Raw genomic sequence first — 16,023 nt, 5'->3', positions numbered from 1 at the left:
AGGAGGTTCGGAGTGGCCGAGCTGCTGGAGAACATGGTGCGCGACGCCGGCGACGACACCGCGCTGGTCGACGAGGACGGCACCCGGACGTGGGCGGAGCTGGACCGGGCGGTCGACAGGTGGATCGGGGTGCTGCGCGGCGCCGGCCTGACCGTCGGCGACCGGGTGGCGTTCGTGCTCGGCAACCGGCACGAGACCTTCGAGGCGCTGCTCGCCTGCGTGCACGCCGGCCTGGTGGCGGTGCCGGTCAACTGGCACCTGACCGCGCCGGAGATCGCGCACATCCTGGCCGACTCCGGCGCCCGCGCGGTGCTCACCGAGGCCGCCTACGCCCCGACCGTACGCGCCGCCGTGGACCGGGTGCCGGACACGCCCGCCGTGCTGGTCACCGTGGACGGCGGCGACGGGTTCACCCCGCTCGCCGAGCTGCCCGTCGGCGACGCCGGACAGGCGGTGTCCGGGGGCGTGCTGCTCTACACCTCGGGCACCAGCGGCCGCCCCAAGGGCGTGGTCAACCCGTTGCTCACCGTCGGCGCGCCGATCGAGCGGGTGGCCGCCACCACGGCCGCGCTCGGTGGCGGGCTGGGCATCCCGACCAGCGGGCGGGCCCTGCTGGTGGGCCCCTGGTACCACTCGGCGCAGCTGTTCTTCGCCCAGTTCCCGCTGCTGCGCGGCTGCGCCCTGGTGATGCGCCGACGGTTCGACCCGGTCGAGGTGCTGCGGGTGATCGACGACGAGAAGATCACCATCAGTCATCTGGTGCCGACGCAGTTCATCCGCCTGCTGCGCGTCGACGACGCCACCCGCGCCGCGTTCTCCGGCGCCGGCCTCGCCCGTATCTGGCACGGCGGCGGTCCGTGTCCGCCGGAGACCAAGCGCGCGATGATCGACTGGTGGGGTCCGGTGTTCGTCGAGTACTACGCCGCGACCGAGGCCGGCATCGTCACCCTCGCCGACTCGCACACCTGGCTGGCCCGGCCCGGCACGGTGGGCCGGCCGGCGCCGCCGACCGAGGTCCTGGTGGTCGACGACGCGGGCCACCCGGTCCCGGCCGGGCAGGAGGGCCGGGTCGCGGTCCGGCGTCCCCCGGGCCGCGGTTTCCACTACCACAACGCCCCGGAGCAGACCGAGAAGGCGCACGTCGCCCCGCACACCTTCACCCTCGGCGACCTCGGCCGCCTCGACGACGACGGCTACCTCTACCTGACCGGCCGCTCGGCGGAACTGATCGTCTCCGGTGGGGTCAACGTGTACCCGGCCGAGGTGGAGGCGGTGCTGCTGACTCACCCGGCGGTTGCCGACGGGGTGGTCGTCGGGGTGCCGGACGCCGAGTTCGGCGAGCAGGTCAAGGCGCTGGTGCAGCTCGATGCGGCGTGGCCGGCCGAGGGCGTCGAGGCGGTCCTGGACGCGCACTGCCGGGCCGGCCTGGCCGGCTTCAAGGTGCCGCGTTCCTACGAGCTGGTCGACCGGATCCCCCGGGAGCCCACCGGCAAGGTGCCGCGCGCCGCGCTGCGCGAGCGCCACCGGCACGCGCCGGCCCCGCCGGGCCTGCTCGCCGACCCGGGTACGTACCTGACCGGCGTGCCGCACGCCGAGTTCGCCCGACGACGCCGGGAGGCACCCGTCGCCCGGGTCGACGAGGTCGCGCTGACCCGCACCGACCGGGACGGCGAGACCACGTCGCGGGGACGCGGCTTCTGGGCGGTCACCCGGTACGCCGCCGTGTCGGCGGTCTCGCGGGACCCGGCGCTGTTCTCCTCGGCCGCCGGCGGCGCGTTCCTCGCCGACCCGCGTACCCCGGCCGACCTGGACCGCAACCGGCAACTTCTGATCAACATGGACGCGCCGGAGCACACCTGGGTACGCCGCCTGGTGGCCGGCGCGTTCACCCCGCGCGCCGTCGGGCGCCTGCGTGAGCTGGTCACCCGGCACGCCGAGGAGGTGGTGTCCCGGGCGGTGGCCGCCGGGGACATCGACGTGGTGGCGGACCTGGCCGCCGAACTGCCGCTGCTGGTCCTCACCGACCTGCTGGGCATGCCGGCCACCGACCGCAAGCTGCTGTTCGAGTGGAGCAACAACCTGGTCGGCTTCGACGACCCGGAGCACGGCGGCGGCAGCGTGGCGCGCTACCGGGACACCTTCGCCGCCGCCTTCGCCTACGTCCGGCAGCTCGCCGAGCAGCGGCGGGCCGGACCGGGCGACGACCTGATGAGCCTGCTGGTGCACGCCGAGTCCGACGGCCGAGGGCTGACCGACGCGCAGTTGTGCCAGCTGTGGCTGCTGCTGGTCATCGCCGGTAACGAGACCACCCGACACCTGATCTCCGGCGGCGTACAGGCCCTGGTGGAGCACCCGGAGCAGCGCGACCGCCTGATCGCCGAGCCGGACCTGACCGGGACGGCGGTGGAGGAGCTGCTGCGCTGGGTCACCCCGATCATGCAGTTCCGGCGGACCGCCACCCGCGACACCGTGCTCGACGGCGCCCGGATCGCCGCCGGCGACAAGGTCGTCGTCTACTACAGCTCGGCCAACCGGGACCCGGAGGCGTTCACCGACCCGGACCGGCTGGACCTCGGCCGCGACCCGAACCCGCACCTGGCGTTCGGCATCGGACCGCACTTCTGCCTCGGCGCGCACCTGGCCCGGCTGGAGATGGCGGCCTTCCTCACCGCGGTCCGACCGCACCTGGCCGGCCTGCGGCTGACCGGACCGGTCCGCCGGATGCGGACCAACTTCATGAACGCGATCACCGCGATGCCCGCGCGCTTCGACACCGCGCCGAGGGGGGAGTGACCCGATGCCACTGGAACTGCACTGGTTCCTGCCCTCGCACGGCGACGGCCGGGATCTGGCCGAGCCGGCGCGGGGCGGCGCCCGGCCGGCGCGGATCACCCGCCGCGCACCGGACGTCGGCTATCTCGCCCAGGTGGCCCAGGCCGCCGACCGGCTCGGCTTCGCCAGCGTGCTCACCCCGGCCGGGCTGTTCTGCGAGGACCCGTGGATCGTGGCGTCCGCGCTGGCCGCGCAGACCGAACGGCTCAAGTTCATGATCGCGCTGCGGCCGGGGCTCGTCTCGCCCACCCTGGTCGCCCAGATGGCCGCGACCCTGCACCGGGTCACCGGTGGGCGGGTGCTGCTCAACATCGTCGCCGGCAGCGACCCGGACGAACAGCACCGCTACGGCGACTGGCTGGACCACGACGACCGCTACGCCCGGGCCGAGGAGTTCCTGGCCATCCTCAACCAGCTCTGGTCCGGTCGGCCGGTGGACCACACCGGCGCGCACTACCGGGTGCGTGGCGCGCTGCTGGCCCGACCACCGGAGGCCCCGCCGACGGTGTTCCTCGGCGGCTCGTCACCCGCGGCCCGGCAGGCGGCGGCCCGACACGCGGACGTCTACCTCGCCTGGGGCGAGACTCCCGCCCTCCTCGGCGAGCTGCTGAACCGGGCCCGCGACCGGGCGGCGGAGGAGGGGCGGACGCTGCGCACCGGCAGTCGGCTGCACGTGATCAGCCGGGACACCGCACGGGAGGCCTGGGCCGAGGCGGAGCGGCTGCTCGCGGGCGTGGACCAGGCGCGCATCGACGCGGCGCGCAAGCGGTTCTCGCGTACCGAGTCGGAGGGGCAGCGGCGGGCCGCGGCGCTGCACGCCGGCGGCAACGCCCGGATGGAGGTCCACCCGAACGTCTGGGCCGGCTACTCGCTGGTCCGGCCGGGCGCCGGCGCGGCGCTGGTGGGCAGCCACGAGGAGGTCGCCGAACGGATCGCCGAGTACCACGCCGCCGGCGTCGACCACCTGATCCTCTCCGGACAGCCGCACCTGGAGGAGGCGTACTGGGTCGGTGAGGGGGTGCTGCCGTTGCTCCGGCACGACGGCCTGCTCGCCGCCGACGCCGGCCGGGCGCCCGAGCTGGCGGCGCGGTGATGGCGGCGCCGGCGCGGCACCTGCCGCTGACCGTGGTGATCGGCAACCCGAAGCCGCACTCCCGGACCCGGACCGTGGCGCTGAGCACCGCGGCGGCGCTGCACGAGCGGCTGGCCGACGGCAGGACCCCGGTCGGGCTACCCGGTGTGATCGACCTGTCCGAGCTGACCGCCGAGCTGGTCGGTCAGGGCAGCCGCCCGGAGGCGCTGGACGAGGCGCTGGAGTCCGTCCGTCGTCCCGGGCTGCTGCTGGTGGCCAGCCCCACCTTCAAGGCGGCGTACAGCGGCCTGCTGAAGCTCTTCGTGGACGTGCTTCCCCGCGGCGCGCTGGCCGGCGTGGTGGCGGTGCCGCTGATGACCGCGGCCCGGTCCGGGCACCGCCGCGTCGTCGACACCCACCTGGGTGCGCTGCTGGCCGAGGTGGGCGCCTGCGTCCCGGTGCCCGGGCTGTGCGTGCTCGAACGCGAACTCGACACCGCCGAGGTGGGCATCGGGCGGTGGCTGGACGGCGCGGCGCCGGCGGTCACCGAGGCGTTGGCCGGCACGGTCGGACCGGGTTGAGCCGGTACGCCCTCCGGCGCGCGGGCTGGTCAGCCCGCGCTCACCTCGGTGCCGTGCTTGCGTCGCAGCCGGCTGATCCAGCCCTGCGCGGTGTGCACCGGCACGTCGAAGTGCTCGGCGACCCGGCTGATGGTGCCGACCTGCTCGTAGATCGCCTCGAGGTCGGCCGCGTCGGGCGCCCGCCGGTAGGCCCGCCCGCTCTTGAGTCGGCTGAGGCGCTCCGGCTCCGCCGGCCGGCGGGCGGGACGCGGTGGCGCCGGCGGCGCCGGCGGCGCGGCGGCGGGGGTGACGGCGGTGGCCGTGGGGACCGGACCGACGCCCGGCTCCGGGCGACCGCCGGAGACGGTGCTCCGGCCGCGCTCGCGGTCCTGCGGCGGGACGAAGGCACGCAGCAGGGCGTCGAAGTCGACGTACGGCAGCTCGCCGGTGAGGCCGGCGCTCTGCGGAGCGCGGACGGTGAGCTCGCGGACGACCGGGTGACCGTCACCGGTGTCCAGACGCACGACGGTCTGGGCCACCGGACCGGTGATCTCCTCGCCGTCGTCCTCCACCGGGACGATGGTGATGATGTATTGGCTCACGGCGATGCCTTCCTGCGCATGTCCGGTGGGGCAGCGAGGCCGTCCGATCTGCTTGAACGGGGGTGCTCGACGGTGGGAGACAAGATATCGGATCTCAGTATGACAGGAGCCTAGATGTCCGACACCATCCTGCGGTCGCCTATCCTTCATCTCTCTTCGGGCCACCGGTATGAACAGGGGTGCTAGGCGGGACCCCGATAGTTGACAGCACCGGTGGCCAGGAGCGCCGCCAGCGCCGCCCGGGAGGACACCCCGGTCTTGCGGAAGATCCGGGTCAGGTGGGCCTCCACCGTCTTCACTGTCACGTACACCTGCTCCGCGGCCTCGGCGTTGCTCGCTCCCGCCGCGACCAGCCGGGCGATGTCCCACTCCCGCCGGGTCAGCGTCAGCTCGCCCCGTGCCGCGCTGTCGGGGCGACGCCCCGCCGCGCCGGCCGCCCGGCTCTGCACGCCGGCGACCGCCCGCCGCAGCGGCGGCGAGCCGACCAGATCGGCGATCCGGCGTGCCTCGGCCAACTCGACCTCCGCCGCCGTCCACTCCCGCACGTCGCACAACGCCCGCGCCCGCACCAGCCGGGCCGACGCCTCGTCCAACCGCCAGCCGATGTCGGCGAAGCTGTCCGCGGCGGCCCCGGCGAGTTCCGCCGCGCCACGCGGATCGGTGTCGAGGGTCAGCCGGGCCCGGCTGACGCGCACCATGGCGCTCTGCCCGCGCAGCCGCAGCCGCTGGGCGTGTCGCCCGGCCACCGCCAGCCAGTGCAGCGCCTCGTCGCGCCGGCCGGCGCGGTGGGTCATCTCGGCCAGCGACGAGGCCCAGCAGGCCCGGCCGGCCGCCTCCACCTGGCCGAGTTCGACGCCGCCGCAGGCGCGCAGCAACGCCGGCGCCGCGCCGACCCGGTCGCCGGCCAGGAACCGCAGTCGCACGGCCACCCGCTGGCTCACCCCGTCGTACCAGTTGGGCCGGCGGGTGGCGGCGTCCAGCACGGCGGTCTCGGCCAGCTGGCGGGCCGCGGCCGGGCCACGCCGCCAGGCCACCGCGATGGCGCGATGCGCCCGGGCCAGCCCGACCAGCGGTTCCACCCCCATCGCCACGGCCACCTCCTCGGCGTCCTCGCCCTCGCTCAGCGCCCGGTCGAGGCTGCCCAGCCGGCAGGTCACCGCGCAACGACCGATCAGCAGCCACGGGGTCAACGCGACCAGGCCGGCGCGGCAGCAGATCTCCAACGCCCGGTCGAGGTGGTGCAACGCCGACCGGTCCCGTTCGAGCAGGTGCTCGGCCCAGGCCAGCAGCGCCAACAGGTCGGGGTGTCGGGCGAGTTCGTCGTCGGCGAGCGCGTCCACCTCGGACGACGCGCGGCCCAGCGCCTCCTCGGCCGGGAAGCCGCAGTCGACGTGCGCCGCGACGAAGCAGCGGACCACTGCGGCGGTGGTGCCGCACCCGGGTTCGTCGAGCTTGTCGGCGAGCCGGCCCAGTTCGCACGCGTGCTGTGCGACGCCGGCCGCGCCGCACAGCGCGCCCGCCACGGCGGCCTCCGCGGTCAGGTCGAACCGGGCCCGCGCCCCGGCCGGCGCGTCCAGGTGCGGCAGCAGCAGGGCGTACGCGTCGAACGGGCGCCCCAGCAGGCGCTCGACGCGGGCCCGTGCGACAAGCGCCCGCACCCGCTGGTCCTCGCCCGGCAACGCCCGACGGCTGAGGTCCTGCAACAGGGTGCGGGCCTGACGCAACCGGCCCGCGCCGACCAGGGCGTCCGCGGTGGCGAAGTCCAGACGGACCCGGCGCGGGTCGGTCGACCCGGCGTCCGGCAGCAGCCGGCGCACACCGGTCAGCCAGCGGATGGCGTCCGGCCGTGGCGTCCGCGGGCTCTCCGCCGCCTCGATCAGCGCGTCGGCCGCGGCCGGGTCGGTGCACTGCCCACCGGCCGACAGGTGCTCGGCGTAGCGCGTCACCGGGTGGCCGAGGTCGCGCAGGATGTCGGCGGCGACGGCGTGCAGGCGGCGCCGCCGCCCGGGGGACAGCGAACGGTAGACCACCGCCCGGTCGACCTCATGGCGGAACCGCAGGGTGGGCGCCAGCGCCGGGTCGGTGCGCAGCAGGTCGGCGGCGACCAGCCCGTCCAGCAGGTCGCTGGTGGCGGCGGGATCCCGATGGGCGAGCGCGCCCGCGAGCGTCGGCTCGAACCCCTCCGCGCACACCGAGACCGCCTCCAGCATCTGCCGCTGGTCGACCTCGAGCGCGTCCACGTCGAGCTGGACCGCGGCGGTGACCTCGAACGGCAGCTCCGCGGGCAGGCCACGCAGCGCGGCCACCGCACCGTCCAACGCCTCGGGCCGGTAGGCGAGCACGTAGCGGGGCACGCCGCCGGAGAGGCGGTGCACCCGCTGCCCGGCGCGGCCGTCCGGCAGCCCGAGCAGCGCGGCCACGCCGGCCGGGTCCAGCGGCGACAGGGTGAACGTGCGACGGTTCAGCTGGACGACGCCGCCCAGCGCGGCCGTCGCCCAGCCGGGCATCTGTCGCGGCCGGTACGCGACGACCAGCAGCAGCCCGGCCGGCGGCGCCTGCGCGACGCGGGCCAACAGTGCCGCCACCGCCGGCGGCGCCAGGTGCAGGTCGTCCAGGAGCAGCACCGAGGCGCCGCTGACCGGTTCGGCCCGGTGCGCCGCCGGAGCGACCAGCGAGGTGAGCAGTCGTCGCATGCGGTCACCGTCGCGGCCGGCGGCGGCGAGCACCGGCACGGCCGCCTGCCCGGCCCGAACTGCCAGCTCCCGCAGCAGACGGGTCTTGCCGCAGCCCGGGTCGGCGGCGAACTCCAGCATCGACGGCTGCCCGGCCCGTGCCGCGCACAGCGCCCGGTCGAAGAGGTCGAGGGCGCAGTTGCGGCCGACCAGCGGTTCGAGGGGTCCGCCGGACGAGGCCGGCTCGACGCCGGTCACCGGCGCACCGCCGGCGGGTCCGCCTCGACGCGATCAGGTCGGGCGGGGCCAGGTGACATGGTCCGGTCAAGCATCGGCCGCCCCCCAGTTCCGCCCCTTGTGGACCGCGCGGCGCTCCCGAGCCGACGGATCGTCGCCGGCGTCGGGCGAGCGCCCGGTGCCACTGTACGAGCGTGAAACAACTGTGACGATCGCGAGAGTGGCTGAATCTGACCGTCTGGGAAGAGGAATCGTGCGTGGTCGACCGACCATGTTCGGTTCCCGACCCGCGACTCAGCGCGCCGCCGCGCTCGCGCTCAGTTCACCCCAGTGTCGGGTTTTCCCTACTGTCGCATCGGTGGGCTTGGCCTACCGTCGACTGCGGCGGGTGCGACGCCTACGTTGGGGGAACCGTTCATGACGATGCATGGCCCATCCTGTCTGGACAGTCCACCGGAGATCCGGGCCGAGGGGGGACCGCCCGACCGCTGGCACGTGTTCCGATGCCTGCTGCCCCCGCGCGCGGCGGTGGCCGACGCGTTCGTGACGCGGGGGGTCGGCCCGCTCCTGCGCGAGTTGCAGGCGGTCGGTGAGCTGTCCGGCTGGTCCTTCACCCGCCAGTCGCCGCGGGTGGTCGACATCCACCTGCTCGGTGGCGCGCCGGGGCTGCTGGCGGCCCGGCTGGCAGGCCTCTGCGCGGCGGTCGGCGCGCACGGGCCGACGCGCCTGCCGCAGCTCGCCGGGCCGCCGACACCCGACCTCCGGCTGGTCGACGTGGCGGTGGAGCTGATCGGGATGACGCCGAACCGACCGGCCCGCCTCGGCGCCGCCGTCGACCTGACGATGGTGGCGGCCGTGCACACCTGTCCCGCGTTGCGGGTCGCCGACGCGCCCGTCGTGGCCGGCACCCGGGACGTCGCGGTGGTGTCGCCGGCGCGGTGGCGCCGGATCGCCGCCGCGCTGGCGACCGACCAGCACCCGCTGACCTGCTGGTCGCGGCTGCTGGAGACGCACCGGCGCGCACCCGGCTACGACGGCGCCGCGGCGTTCGGCATGGTGCACCTGCTGCACAACCAGCTCGGACTGACCGAACGCGACGAACAGCGGGTGCACGCCGGGTTGATCCGGTCGATGTCCCGGCGGTCCGGCGGCCCGCGCCGCTCCCAACGCTGGCACCAGGGCGTCGTACCTCCGGGGGCGGTCGGCCAGCGCGGCTGAGGGACCCGGCGGGCCCTCGGCTGCGGGCGGGCCGGCGCTGATCAGGGGCCCGGCGGGCCCTCGGCTGCGGGCGGGCCGGCGCTGCTCAGGGGCCCGGCGGGCCCTCAGCGGCGGGCCGGCCGGCGCTCGGGGCGCGGGCGGTCGCGCTCCGGGTCGACGCCGACCTGCACGGCGAAGGCCGGGTCGACGGCGAGCAGCGGCCGGGGGCCGAACAGCGCCATGGCGGTCAGCAGGGCGTCGGTGTCGCGCCCCTGCCAGACCGGGCGGCGCTCCGGATCGAGCTCGGCGTGCTCGCGGCGCAGCCGGCGCAGCAGCCGGCGGGCGGCGGCGCCGGTCTCGGGCACCTCGGTCAGCCACCAGCCGCCCAGCGCGGTGGCCAGGCAGCACAGCAGCAGACCGGCGACGGACGCCGGGCCGCCGGCCGTGCGACCCTCGACCGCGCTCTCGACGAGCCGGGTCACGCCGACGGCGGCGACCGCGAACAGGGGCAGGGTGCCCAGGGCCACCCGCCGCCGTTGCCCGGGGGTGAGCAGCCAACCGTCGCGGGCCAGCCGGGCGACGCTGCGGCGCAGCGCCCGGCCGACGTCCGGGTCGGCGAGGACCGCAGCCCAGGTCTGCGGGCGGCGCAGCGCGGTGTGCAGGGCGCGGACCAGCCCGGGTGCGCGGGGCGGCGGCAGGCCCTCGGCCTGCAGGGTGGCGAGTTCACCGACGGTCACCCCGCCGGCGCGGCGCAGCGCGGCCACGCCGACCTGGCAGGCCAGCAGCGACCGGTCGGTGAGGTACGCCAGTTCGACCCGGTCGGGCGTCGCGCCGCGGGCCCGGTGCCCGGTCAGCTCCCGCGCCGCCAGGGCGACCGCGACGGCCACGGCCACCGCGCCCAGGTAGTCGAGGAGGAAGAGCGGCCCGCTGACACCCCAGAGCATGGCGACAAGTATGGCCGCCGCCGCTCAGGAGGCGTGCCGGACCTCGCCGTCCCAGATGTCGGCCCACGGACGACGCAGGCCCCGCCCGAGGAAGATCGGTTCGCCGTTCTCGTCGTTGTCGACGTCGACCCGCTGGTCGACCCGGCCCACCTCGGTGACCTCGGTGAACCAACGGCGCAGCTGGTCGGGGCGGGACCAGCCGACGGCGATCACCACGTCGGCGTCGGCCGGCGGCCGGCCGAACGCGGCCATGCTGTTGTGCCCGGAGTAGGCGCGGGGCAGGCCGCGCGCCGGACCGTAGCGGGCCAGCGCCCCGGCCTCGCCGTAGTTGCCGGTGAGCACGACCGCCCGGTCACGCTCCGGCGCGGGCAGGCCGCGGTGCACGGCGGCGACGGAGTCGGCGAACGCCGGCCAGCCGATGGTCTCCCCGGCGTCGTAGTTCACGTCGACCACGAAGCCGGGCAGCCGGTCCGCCGGCAGGACGGGCAGCATCAGCGCCGCGCCGCCGGCCACCATCAGCACGGCGGCGACGGCGAGCAGCGCCCGCCGGGCCCGGGCCGCGCCGCGCCGGGCCCACCCGACCGTCGGCACCGCGCCGGCGGCGGTGAGCACCAGCAGCAACGGCGCGGTGTAGTAGCCCTTGCCGCCGGCCAGCACCACGATCGCGAGCACCACCAGCCACGCCCAGGCGAGCGCCCGGAACGCCGCCCAGGCCGGGCGGCGCAGCAGGGCGACCAGCCCGGCCACCCACACCGGCACCGCGAGCGGGCTGATGATCTCCAGCTGCAGCACGACCGCGTCGAGCCGGCCGCTGTAGGAGCTGTCGCCCTCGGCGATGGCGGAGGCGACGGAGAGCTGCGGGAAGCCGTGCGCGGCCTGCCACGCCACGTAGGGCGCGGCGAACAGCACGGCGACCGCCGCGCCGGCGAGGACCCACCGGTCGCGCAGCAGCGGACGCGGCCCGGCGATCAGCACGCCGGCGACCAGGCCGACGCCGAGCAGGGCGGGCAGCGGTTTGTTGAGCAGTCCCACGCCGAGGGCCAGCCCGGCGCCGAGCGCCCACCGGGTGTCGCCGGTGCGCAGCATCCGTGTCACGCAGAGCGCCGCCACCAGCCACACCAGCAGGTCGACGGTGGTGGTGCTGAGCAGGTGGCCGCCGGCCAGGACGATGCCGGAGGCGGCGGCGAGCACAGCCGCGGTCGACTGGGCGGCGCGGCCGGCGCCGAGCTGCCGGGCGATCGCGGCGACCAGCACCACCGCAGCGCCGCCGATCAACGCCGACGGGGTCCGCAGCAGCACCAGGTTGCCGGGCGCGATCGTGTCGGCGGCGCGGGCCAGGGCGGGCACGAGCGGCCCCTGGTCGACGAAGCCCCAGTCGAGGTGCCGCCCGCACAGCAGGAAGTAGAGCTCGTCGCGATGGTAGCCGTAGCGGCCGGCGAGCAGCAGCAGCGCGGCGGTGACGGCCGCGCCGACCAGCCACGGCAGCGCCGTGCGCGGCCCGGCGGGCGGCCGGCCGACGGGTGTGACGGCGTCGCGGCGATCGACGTCGGTGACGGATTCGGCCACCCACCCATCATGGCCCGACCGACGCGGGTCGCGCTGCCCCGGAATGCGGTGGCGGGGCACCCCGGGCCGGCGCTACCGTGCCGGCGATGCACATCCGTGACTGCACCGAGGGCGACTGGCCGAACGTCTGGCCGATCGTCGAGGACGTCGTCACCGCCGCCGACACGTTCGTCTACGACCCGGCCTGGCCGGCCGAGGTGGCGCGCGAGGTGTGGCTGGAACGGCCGCCGGGGCGTACCTCGGTGGCGGTGGACCACGACGGCGCGGTGCTCGGCACCGCGAAGATGGGCGCCAACCGGCCCGGGCCGGGCTCGCACGTGGCGACGGCGAGCTTCATGGTCGCCGCGACCGCCCGCGGTCGGGGCGTCGGTCGGGCGCTGTGCACCGACGCGCTGGACTGGGCGCGCCGGCGCGGGTTCGCCGCGATGCAGTTCAACGCCGTGGTGGAGACCAACACCGCGGCGGTGGCGCTCTACCTGCAGCTGGGCTTCGCGGTGGTCGGCACCGTGCCGCAGGCGTTCGCCCACCCCCGTGCGGGTCGGGTGGGCCTGCACGTGATGCACCGGTTCCTGTGACCGTCCACGGTGCGCGAGGATGACCGGATGAGCGCTGAACCGATCGAGCTGGCCGCCGCCCTGGCGCGTTTCGACCAGCTGTGGAGTCCCCGGATCGTCACCACGGTCAACGACTACGACGTGCGGATCGCGAAGGTGGCCGGCGAGCACGTCTGGCACAGCCACGACCACACCGACGAGTTCTTCCTGGTGCTCGACGGCGAGCTGCGCATCGCGCTGCGCGACGGCGCCGACGGCGGGCAGCGCGAGGTCACGCTGCCGCGCGGCGCGGTGTTCGTGGTGCCGCGCGGGGTCCAGCACCGGCCGTACGCGCCGGACGGCGCGTCGATCCTGATGTTCGAGCCGTCCGGCACGTCCAGCGTCGGGGACCGGCACGACGCGGTGCCCGGGCACGTGGACGCCACCACCGGGCACCGCCTCTGAGCCGGCCCGGAAGTGTCGGAGGCCACGGTTAGGTTCGTCGCGACGACAGCCGCCGAAGGAGTCCCGCCATGACCACGCTCGCCGACCGCCCGCGCACCGCCCTGCTCGTCATCGACGTGCAGAACGGCGTGGTGGGTGACGCCCACGACCGCGACCGGGTGGTCGCCAACATCGCCGCCCTGGTCGAGCGGGCCCGCACCGCCGGCGTTCCGGTCGTCTGGGTGCAGCACCACGCCGACGACCTGCCCGCCGGCAGCGAGCCCTGGCAGATCGTGCCGGAGCTGACGCGCCGCGACGACGAGGCGCTGGTGCACAAGGCCTACGGCGACTCGTTCGAGGACACCGACCTGGAGCGGGTGCTCGCCGACGCCCGGGTGGGCCGGCTGATCGTGACCGGCGCGCAGACCGACGCCTGCGTCCGCTCGACCTTGCACGGCGGGTTCACCCGCGGCTACGACGCCGTCCTGGTCGCCGACGCGCACACCACCGAGGACCTGTCCGGCTACGGCGCGCCCCCGCCGGCGCAGGTCATCGCGCACACCAACCTCTACTGGCGGTTCCAGAGCGCCCCGGGGCGCACCGCCGGCACGGTCGACACCGCCGACGTCGACTTCGCCGCCACCGTCGCGGCCTGACCGCCGGGCCCCGTCGACGCGGCGCGGCCGGGCACCACGCCCCGTCGTCGCCGGCAACCGCGCCCGGTCCGCCGCCTGCCGGCGACGCGGCCGGGAAAACGCCTCGCTGTCCGGCCGTGCCGCTGGCAGGCTGCCGGCCATGACCGCACAAGCTCTCGCGGGGGCGCTCGCCGACGAGCGTCGCCGTGTCGTGTTCGCCGCGATCGTGCTCGGCGCCCGGGACGTGCCCGCCGTGGTGGCCCGCACCGGCCTGCCCGCCCGGGACGCCGCCACCGCTGTGCGTCGGCTGACCGACGCGGGCGTGCTGACCGACGACGACAACGCCGGGCTGCGGGTCGACGCCGACCGGCTGCGCGAGTTCGCCCGGGCCGCCGCGGCGGCACCGGCGGCGCCGACGGCCGACCCGCGCCAGACGATCCTGCGCACCTTCCTGCGCGACGGGGCGCTGACCCGGCTGCCGGCCCAGCGCGGCCGACGTCGGGTGCTGCTGGAGCACATCACCGAGCGCACCTTCGAGCCGGGGCTGCGCTACCCGGAGCGGGCGGTGGACGACGCCCTGCGCCCGTGGTGCGAGGGCGGCGAGGCCGATCACGTCACGCTGCGCCGCTATCTCGTCGACGACCTGCTGCTCACCCGCGAGCACGGGGTCTACTGGCGGACCGGCCCGTGACCGGCTGGACGACCGGCCTCGCCCGGCCCGACCACCCCGACGCGGGCGTGCTGCTGCGCGAGTACATGGCGGACATGGTCCGCCGCTGGTACGGCCGGCCGGAGCGCCCCGGCGAGGTGGCTGCCGCGCTGGCCGAGATGCCCAGCGACGACCTGGCCCCGCCGACCGGGCTGCTGGTGCTGGCCCACCATGACGGGCGGCCGGCCGGCTGCGCCGGGTTGCGGTGGCAGCCGGGTTGGGCGGAACTGACGCGGGTCTACGTGCGTCCGGCGCACCGGGGATCCGGTGGTGGCGCCGCCCTGCTCGCCGCCGTCGAGACGTACGCGGACGGCGCCGGGGCGGACCGGATCCGGCTGGACACCCGCGCCGACCTGGTCGAGGCACGCGCCCTCTACGCCCGGCACGGCTACCGGGAGATCCCGGCGTTCAACGCCGGCCCGTACGCGCAGCACTGGTTCGAGAAGACGCTGCCGGCGCGAGTTGACGAGACGTCGGTGTCGCGCTAAAACAGAAACCGGAAGTTGAGTCACCCCGACTCAACAGGAGACCTTGGGCCAGGAGAACCGAGGAGGCAAGGGCCATGCTGATGCGTACCGACCCGTTCCGCGAGATCGACCGGATCGCCGAGCAGTTCTTCGGCACCACCGCCCGGCCGGCGGTGATGCACCTGGACGCCTACCGCGACGGCGACCACTTCTACGCCGCGTTCGACCTGCCCGGCGTCGACCCGGACAGCATCGACTGCACTGTCGAGCGCAACGTGCTGACCGTCCGCGCCGAGCGCCGCCGGCCCACCGGCGAGCACATCGAGCTGGTCGCCGCCGAGCGGCCGATGGGCACGTTCACCCGGCAGCTGTTCCTGGGCGACACGCTGGACACCGACCGGCTGGAGGCCGGCTACGACAACGGCGTGCTGACGCTGCGCATCCCGATCGCCGAGCGCGCCAAGCCGCGCCGCATCGCGGTCACCGCGACGGAGGGCAACGGCCACCGGCAGCTCACCACCGCGTGAGCACGCCTCACGCCGACGCGGGGGAGGCCGGTGCGCCGCCGTCCCCCGCGTCGGCGGGATAGAGCCGGGTCAGCGCGTGCGCGGTCGCGGTGAACCGGTCGCGCAGCTCGACCGGCGCCAGCACCTCCACCTCGGCGCCGAGCTTGAGCAGCTCGGCGTGGGCGTGGCGCACCGACTCGATCGGCACGGTGGTCTCCAGCCAGCCGTCCGGCCCGGGTTCCCCGGCCGCCGCCCGGGCTCCCCGGCTCATCTCCGGCGGGAAGACGTACGGCATGAACTCCAGCGCGGCGACGGTGAGCCGGATCCGCGCCTGCTCGCGGTAGACGTCCCGTTCGTAGCGGGCGGTCCACTCCCGCCAGTAGCCGGCCAGGTCGAACCCGTCGGGTCGCGCGAAGCCCTCGTCGGTGACGGTCGCGTCGAGCACCGCGCCGACCCGGTAGGTGCGCACCTCGTCGTCACAGCCGGCGACCAGATACCACCGGCCGGCCTTGAGCACCACGCCCAGCGGGGCGACCAGCCGGGTGACCTCGCGCGGGGCGCGCCAGCGCCGGTAGCGCAGCCGCACCAGCCGGTCGGCCCACACCGCGCCGGCCAGCGTCTCCAGGTGCGGCACCGGCTCCGGGTGGCGGAACCAGCCGGGCGCGTCCAGGTGGAACCGTTGCCGGATGCGGCCGCTGCGGTCGGCCAGCTCGTCGGGCAGGGCGGCGCGCACCTTCAGCTCGGCGGCGGCCACCGCCGACGCCAGCCCCAGCTCGGCGGCGGGCCCGGGCAGTCCGGCGAGGAACAACGCGTCGGCCTCCGGCCCGGTCAGCCCGGTGAGCCGGGTACGCCAACCCGCCAGCAGCCGGTAGCCGCCGGCCGGGCCCCGGTCGGCGTACACCGGGACACCGGCGGCGCCGAGCGACTCGACGTCGCGGTAGACGGTCCGCACCGACACCTCCAGGGCGTCGGCGAGTTCCCCGGCGGTCATCCGCCCCCGGGTCTGCAGGAGCAGCAGCAGGGAGACCAGCCGACCGGCGCGCATCC

At 75.9% G+C, this 16,023-nt stretch carries 15 protein-coding genes; 10 read left to right on the top strand and 5 right to left on the bottom strand.

Translation table 11 applies throughout. The features are described 5' to 3' along the window. The first annotated feature begins 12 nt into the window (after positions 1–12). The 3 genes from O7598_RS14150 to O7598_RS14140 are packed head-to-tail and all read left to right on the top strand — an operon-like array spanning position 13 to position 4,485. The gene (locus O7598_RS14150; RefSeq protein WP_269691806.1) at positions 13–2,793 is read left to right on the top strand and encodes a cytochrome P450; all 2,781 of its coding nucleotides are present in this window, start codon (positions 13–15) and stop codon (positions 2,791–2,793) included. Positions 2,794–2,797: 4 nt separating this feature from the next. Beyond that, positions 2,798–3,925, top strand: a complete 1,128-nt coding sequence (locus O7598_RS14145; RefSeq protein ID WP_269691805.1) for an LLM class flavin-dependent oxidoreductase — start codon at positions 2,798–2,800, stop codon at positions 3,923–3,925. Then, a complete protein-coding gene (locus O7598_RS14140; protein ID WP_269691804.1) occupies positions 3,925–4,485 on the top strand; it encodes an NADPH-dependent FMN reductase in 561 nt (186 codons plus the stop codon). Before O7598_RS14145 ends, O7598_RS14140 begins: the two co-directional genes overlap by 1 nt. Before the next feature lie 29 nt (positions 4,486–4,514). Here the strand turns inward: O7598_RS14140 and O7598_RS14135 are convergent, their stop codons facing one another. Continuing rightward, positions 4,515–5,066 (bottom strand): hypothetical protein, encoded by a 552-nt coding sequence (locus tag O7598_RS14135; protein WP_269691803.1) that lies wholly within the window; start codon positions 5,064–5,066, stop codon positions 4,515–4,517. A 182-nt stretch (positions 5,067–5,248) separates the two neighbouring features. Further along, positions 5,249–7,996: a LuxR C-terminal-related transcriptional regulator gene (locus O7598_RS14130; RefSeq protein WP_269691802.1), complete on the bottom strand. Its 2,748-nt coding sequence runs from the start codon at positions 7,994–7,996 to the stop codon at positions 5,249–5,251. A gap of 396 nt (positions 7,997–8,392) precedes the next feature. On the opposite strand from O7598_RS14130, the gene O7598_RS14125 reads away from it, so the two are divergent. Then, the gene (locus O7598_RS14125; protein ID WP_269691801.1) at positions 8,393–9,193 is read left to right on the top strand and encodes a hypothetical protein; all 801 of its coding nucleotides are present in this window, start codon (positions 8,393–8,395) and stop codon (positions 9,191–9,193) included. Between the two features lie 104 nt (positions 9,194–9,297). Here O7598_RS14125 and O7598_RS14120 read toward each other — a convergent pair whose 3' ends face one another. Then, entirely contained in the window at positions 9,298–10,116 is an 819-nt protein-coding gene (locus O7598_RS14120; protein ID WP_269691800.1) for a TIGR04222 domain-containing membrane protein, read from the bottom strand. A gap of 24 nt (positions 10,117–10,140) precedes the next feature. Further along, positions 10,141–11,682, bottom strand: coding sequence for a glycosyltransferase family 39 protein (locus tag O7598_RS14115; RefSeq protein ID WP_269691799.1), 1,542 nt, complete (start codon positions 11,680–11,682; stop codon positions 10,141–10,143). A gap of 86 nt (positions 11,683–11,768) precedes the next feature. On the opposite strand from O7598_RS14115, the gene O7598_RS14110 reads away from it, so the two are divergent. The 6 genes from O7598_RS14110 (at position 11,769) to O7598_RS14085 (ending at position 14,997) form a co-directional block, all read left to right on the top strand. Next, complete coding sequence (locus O7598_RS14110) at positions 11,769–12,257, top strand: GNAT family N-acetyltransferase (RefSeq protein WP_269691798.1); 489 nt, start codon at positions 11,769–11,771, stop codon at positions 12,255–12,257. Positions 12,258–12,284: 27 nt separating this feature from the next. Beyond that, positions 12,285–12,680 carry a cupin domain-containing protein gene (locus O7598_RS14105; protein WP_091057025.1) on the top strand — a complete coding sequence of 132 codons (396 nt, stop codon included), beginning with the start codon at positions 12,285–12,287 and terminating at the stop codon, positions 12,678–12,680. Positions 12,681–12,748: 68 nt separating this feature from the next. Next, on the top strand, positions 12,749–13,315 hold the full coding sequence (locus O7598_RS14100; protein WP_269691797.1) for an isochorismatase family protein: 567 nt from the start codon (positions 12,749–12,751) through the stop codon (positions 13,313–13,315). A 139-nt stretch (positions 13,316–13,454) separates the two neighbouring features. Continuing rightward, the gene (locus O7598_RS14095; protein ID WP_269691796.1) at positions 13,455–13,985 is read left to right on the top strand and encodes a DUF2087 domain-containing protein; all 531 of its coding nucleotides are present in this window, start codon (positions 13,455–13,457) and stop codon (positions 13,983–13,985) included. Then, positions 13,982–14,491: a GNAT family N-acetyltransferase gene (locus tag O7598_RS14090; RefSeq protein WP_269691795.1), complete on the top strand. Its 510-nt coding sequence runs from the start codon at positions 13,982–13,984 to the stop codon at positions 14,489–14,491. The genes O7598_RS14095 and O7598_RS14090 overlap by 4 nt, the downstream gene beginning before the upstream one ends. Positions 14,492–14,565: 74 nt before the next feature. Next, complete coding sequence (locus O7598_RS14085; RefSeq protein ID WP_091057014.1) at positions 14,566–14,997, top strand: Hsp20/alpha crystallin family protein; 432 nt, start codon at positions 14,566–14,568, stop codon at positions 14,995–14,997. A gap of 7 nt (positions 14,998–15,004) precedes the next feature. On the opposite strand, the gene O7598_RS14080 is transcribed toward O7598_RS14085, so the two are convergent. Next, complete coding sequence (locus tag O7598_RS14080; RefSeq protein WP_269691794.1) at positions 15,005–16,021, bottom strand: helix-turn-helix transcriptional regulator; 1,017 nt, start codon at positions 16,019–16,021, stop codon at positions 15,005–15,007. Between the last annotated feature and the right edge of the window lie 2 nt (positions 16,022–16,023).

Origin of the sequence: Micromonospora sp. WMMC241, assembly GCF_027460165.1 — a bacterium.
Classification (GTDB): domain Bacteria; phylum Actinomycetota; class Actinomycetes; order Mycobacteriales; family Micromonosporaceae; genus Micromonospora; species Micromonospora humi.
The sequence above is the reverse complement of the archived record's forward strand: the minus strand, read 5'-3'. Positions and strand labels throughout refer to the sequence as shown.

Excerpts from the sequence above, each read along its gene's own strand:
- O7598_RS14145 (WP_269691805.1), top strand. The coding sequence starts at position 2,798 with ATGCCACTGGAACTGCACTGGTTCCTGCCCTCGCACGGCGACGGCCGG.
- O7598_RS14140 (WP_269691804.1), top strand. The coding sequence starts at position 3,925 with ATGGCGGCGCCGGCGCGGCACCTGCCGCTGACCGTGGTGATCGGCAAC.
- O7598_RS14125 (WP_269691801.1), top strand. The coding sequence starts at position 8,393 with ATGACGATGCATGGCCCATCCTGTCTGGACAGTCCACCGGAGATCCGG.
- O7598_RS14120 (WP_269691800.1), bottom strand. The coding sequence starts at position 10,116 with ATGCTCTGGGGTGTCAGCGGGCCGCTCTTCCTCCTCGACTACCTGGGC.
- O7598_RS14110 (WP_269691798.1), top strand. The coding sequence starts at position 11,769 with ATGCACATCCGTGACTGCACCGAGGGCGACTGGCCGAACGTCTGGCCG.
- O7598_RS14105 (WP_091057025.1), top strand. The coding sequence starts at position 12,285 with ATGAGCGCTGAACCGATCGAGCTGGCCGCCGCCCTGGCGCGTTTCGAC.
- O7598_RS14100 (WP_269691797.1), top strand. The coding sequence starts at position 12,749 with ATGACCACGCTCGCCGACCGCCCGCGCACCGCCCTGCTCGTCATCGAC.
- O7598_RS14095 (WP_269691796.1), top strand. The coding sequence starts at position 13,455 with ATGACCGCACAAGCTCTCGCGGGGGCGCTCGCCGACGAGCGTCGCCGT.
- O7598_RS14085 (WP_091057014.1), top strand. The coding sequence starts at position 14,566 with ATGCTGATGCGTACCGACCCGTTCCGCGAGATCGACCGGATCGCCGAG.
- O7598_RS14080 (WP_269691794.1), bottom strand. The coding sequence starts at position 16,021 with ATGCGCGCCGGTCGGCTGGTCTCCCTGCTGCTGCTCCTGCAGACCCGG.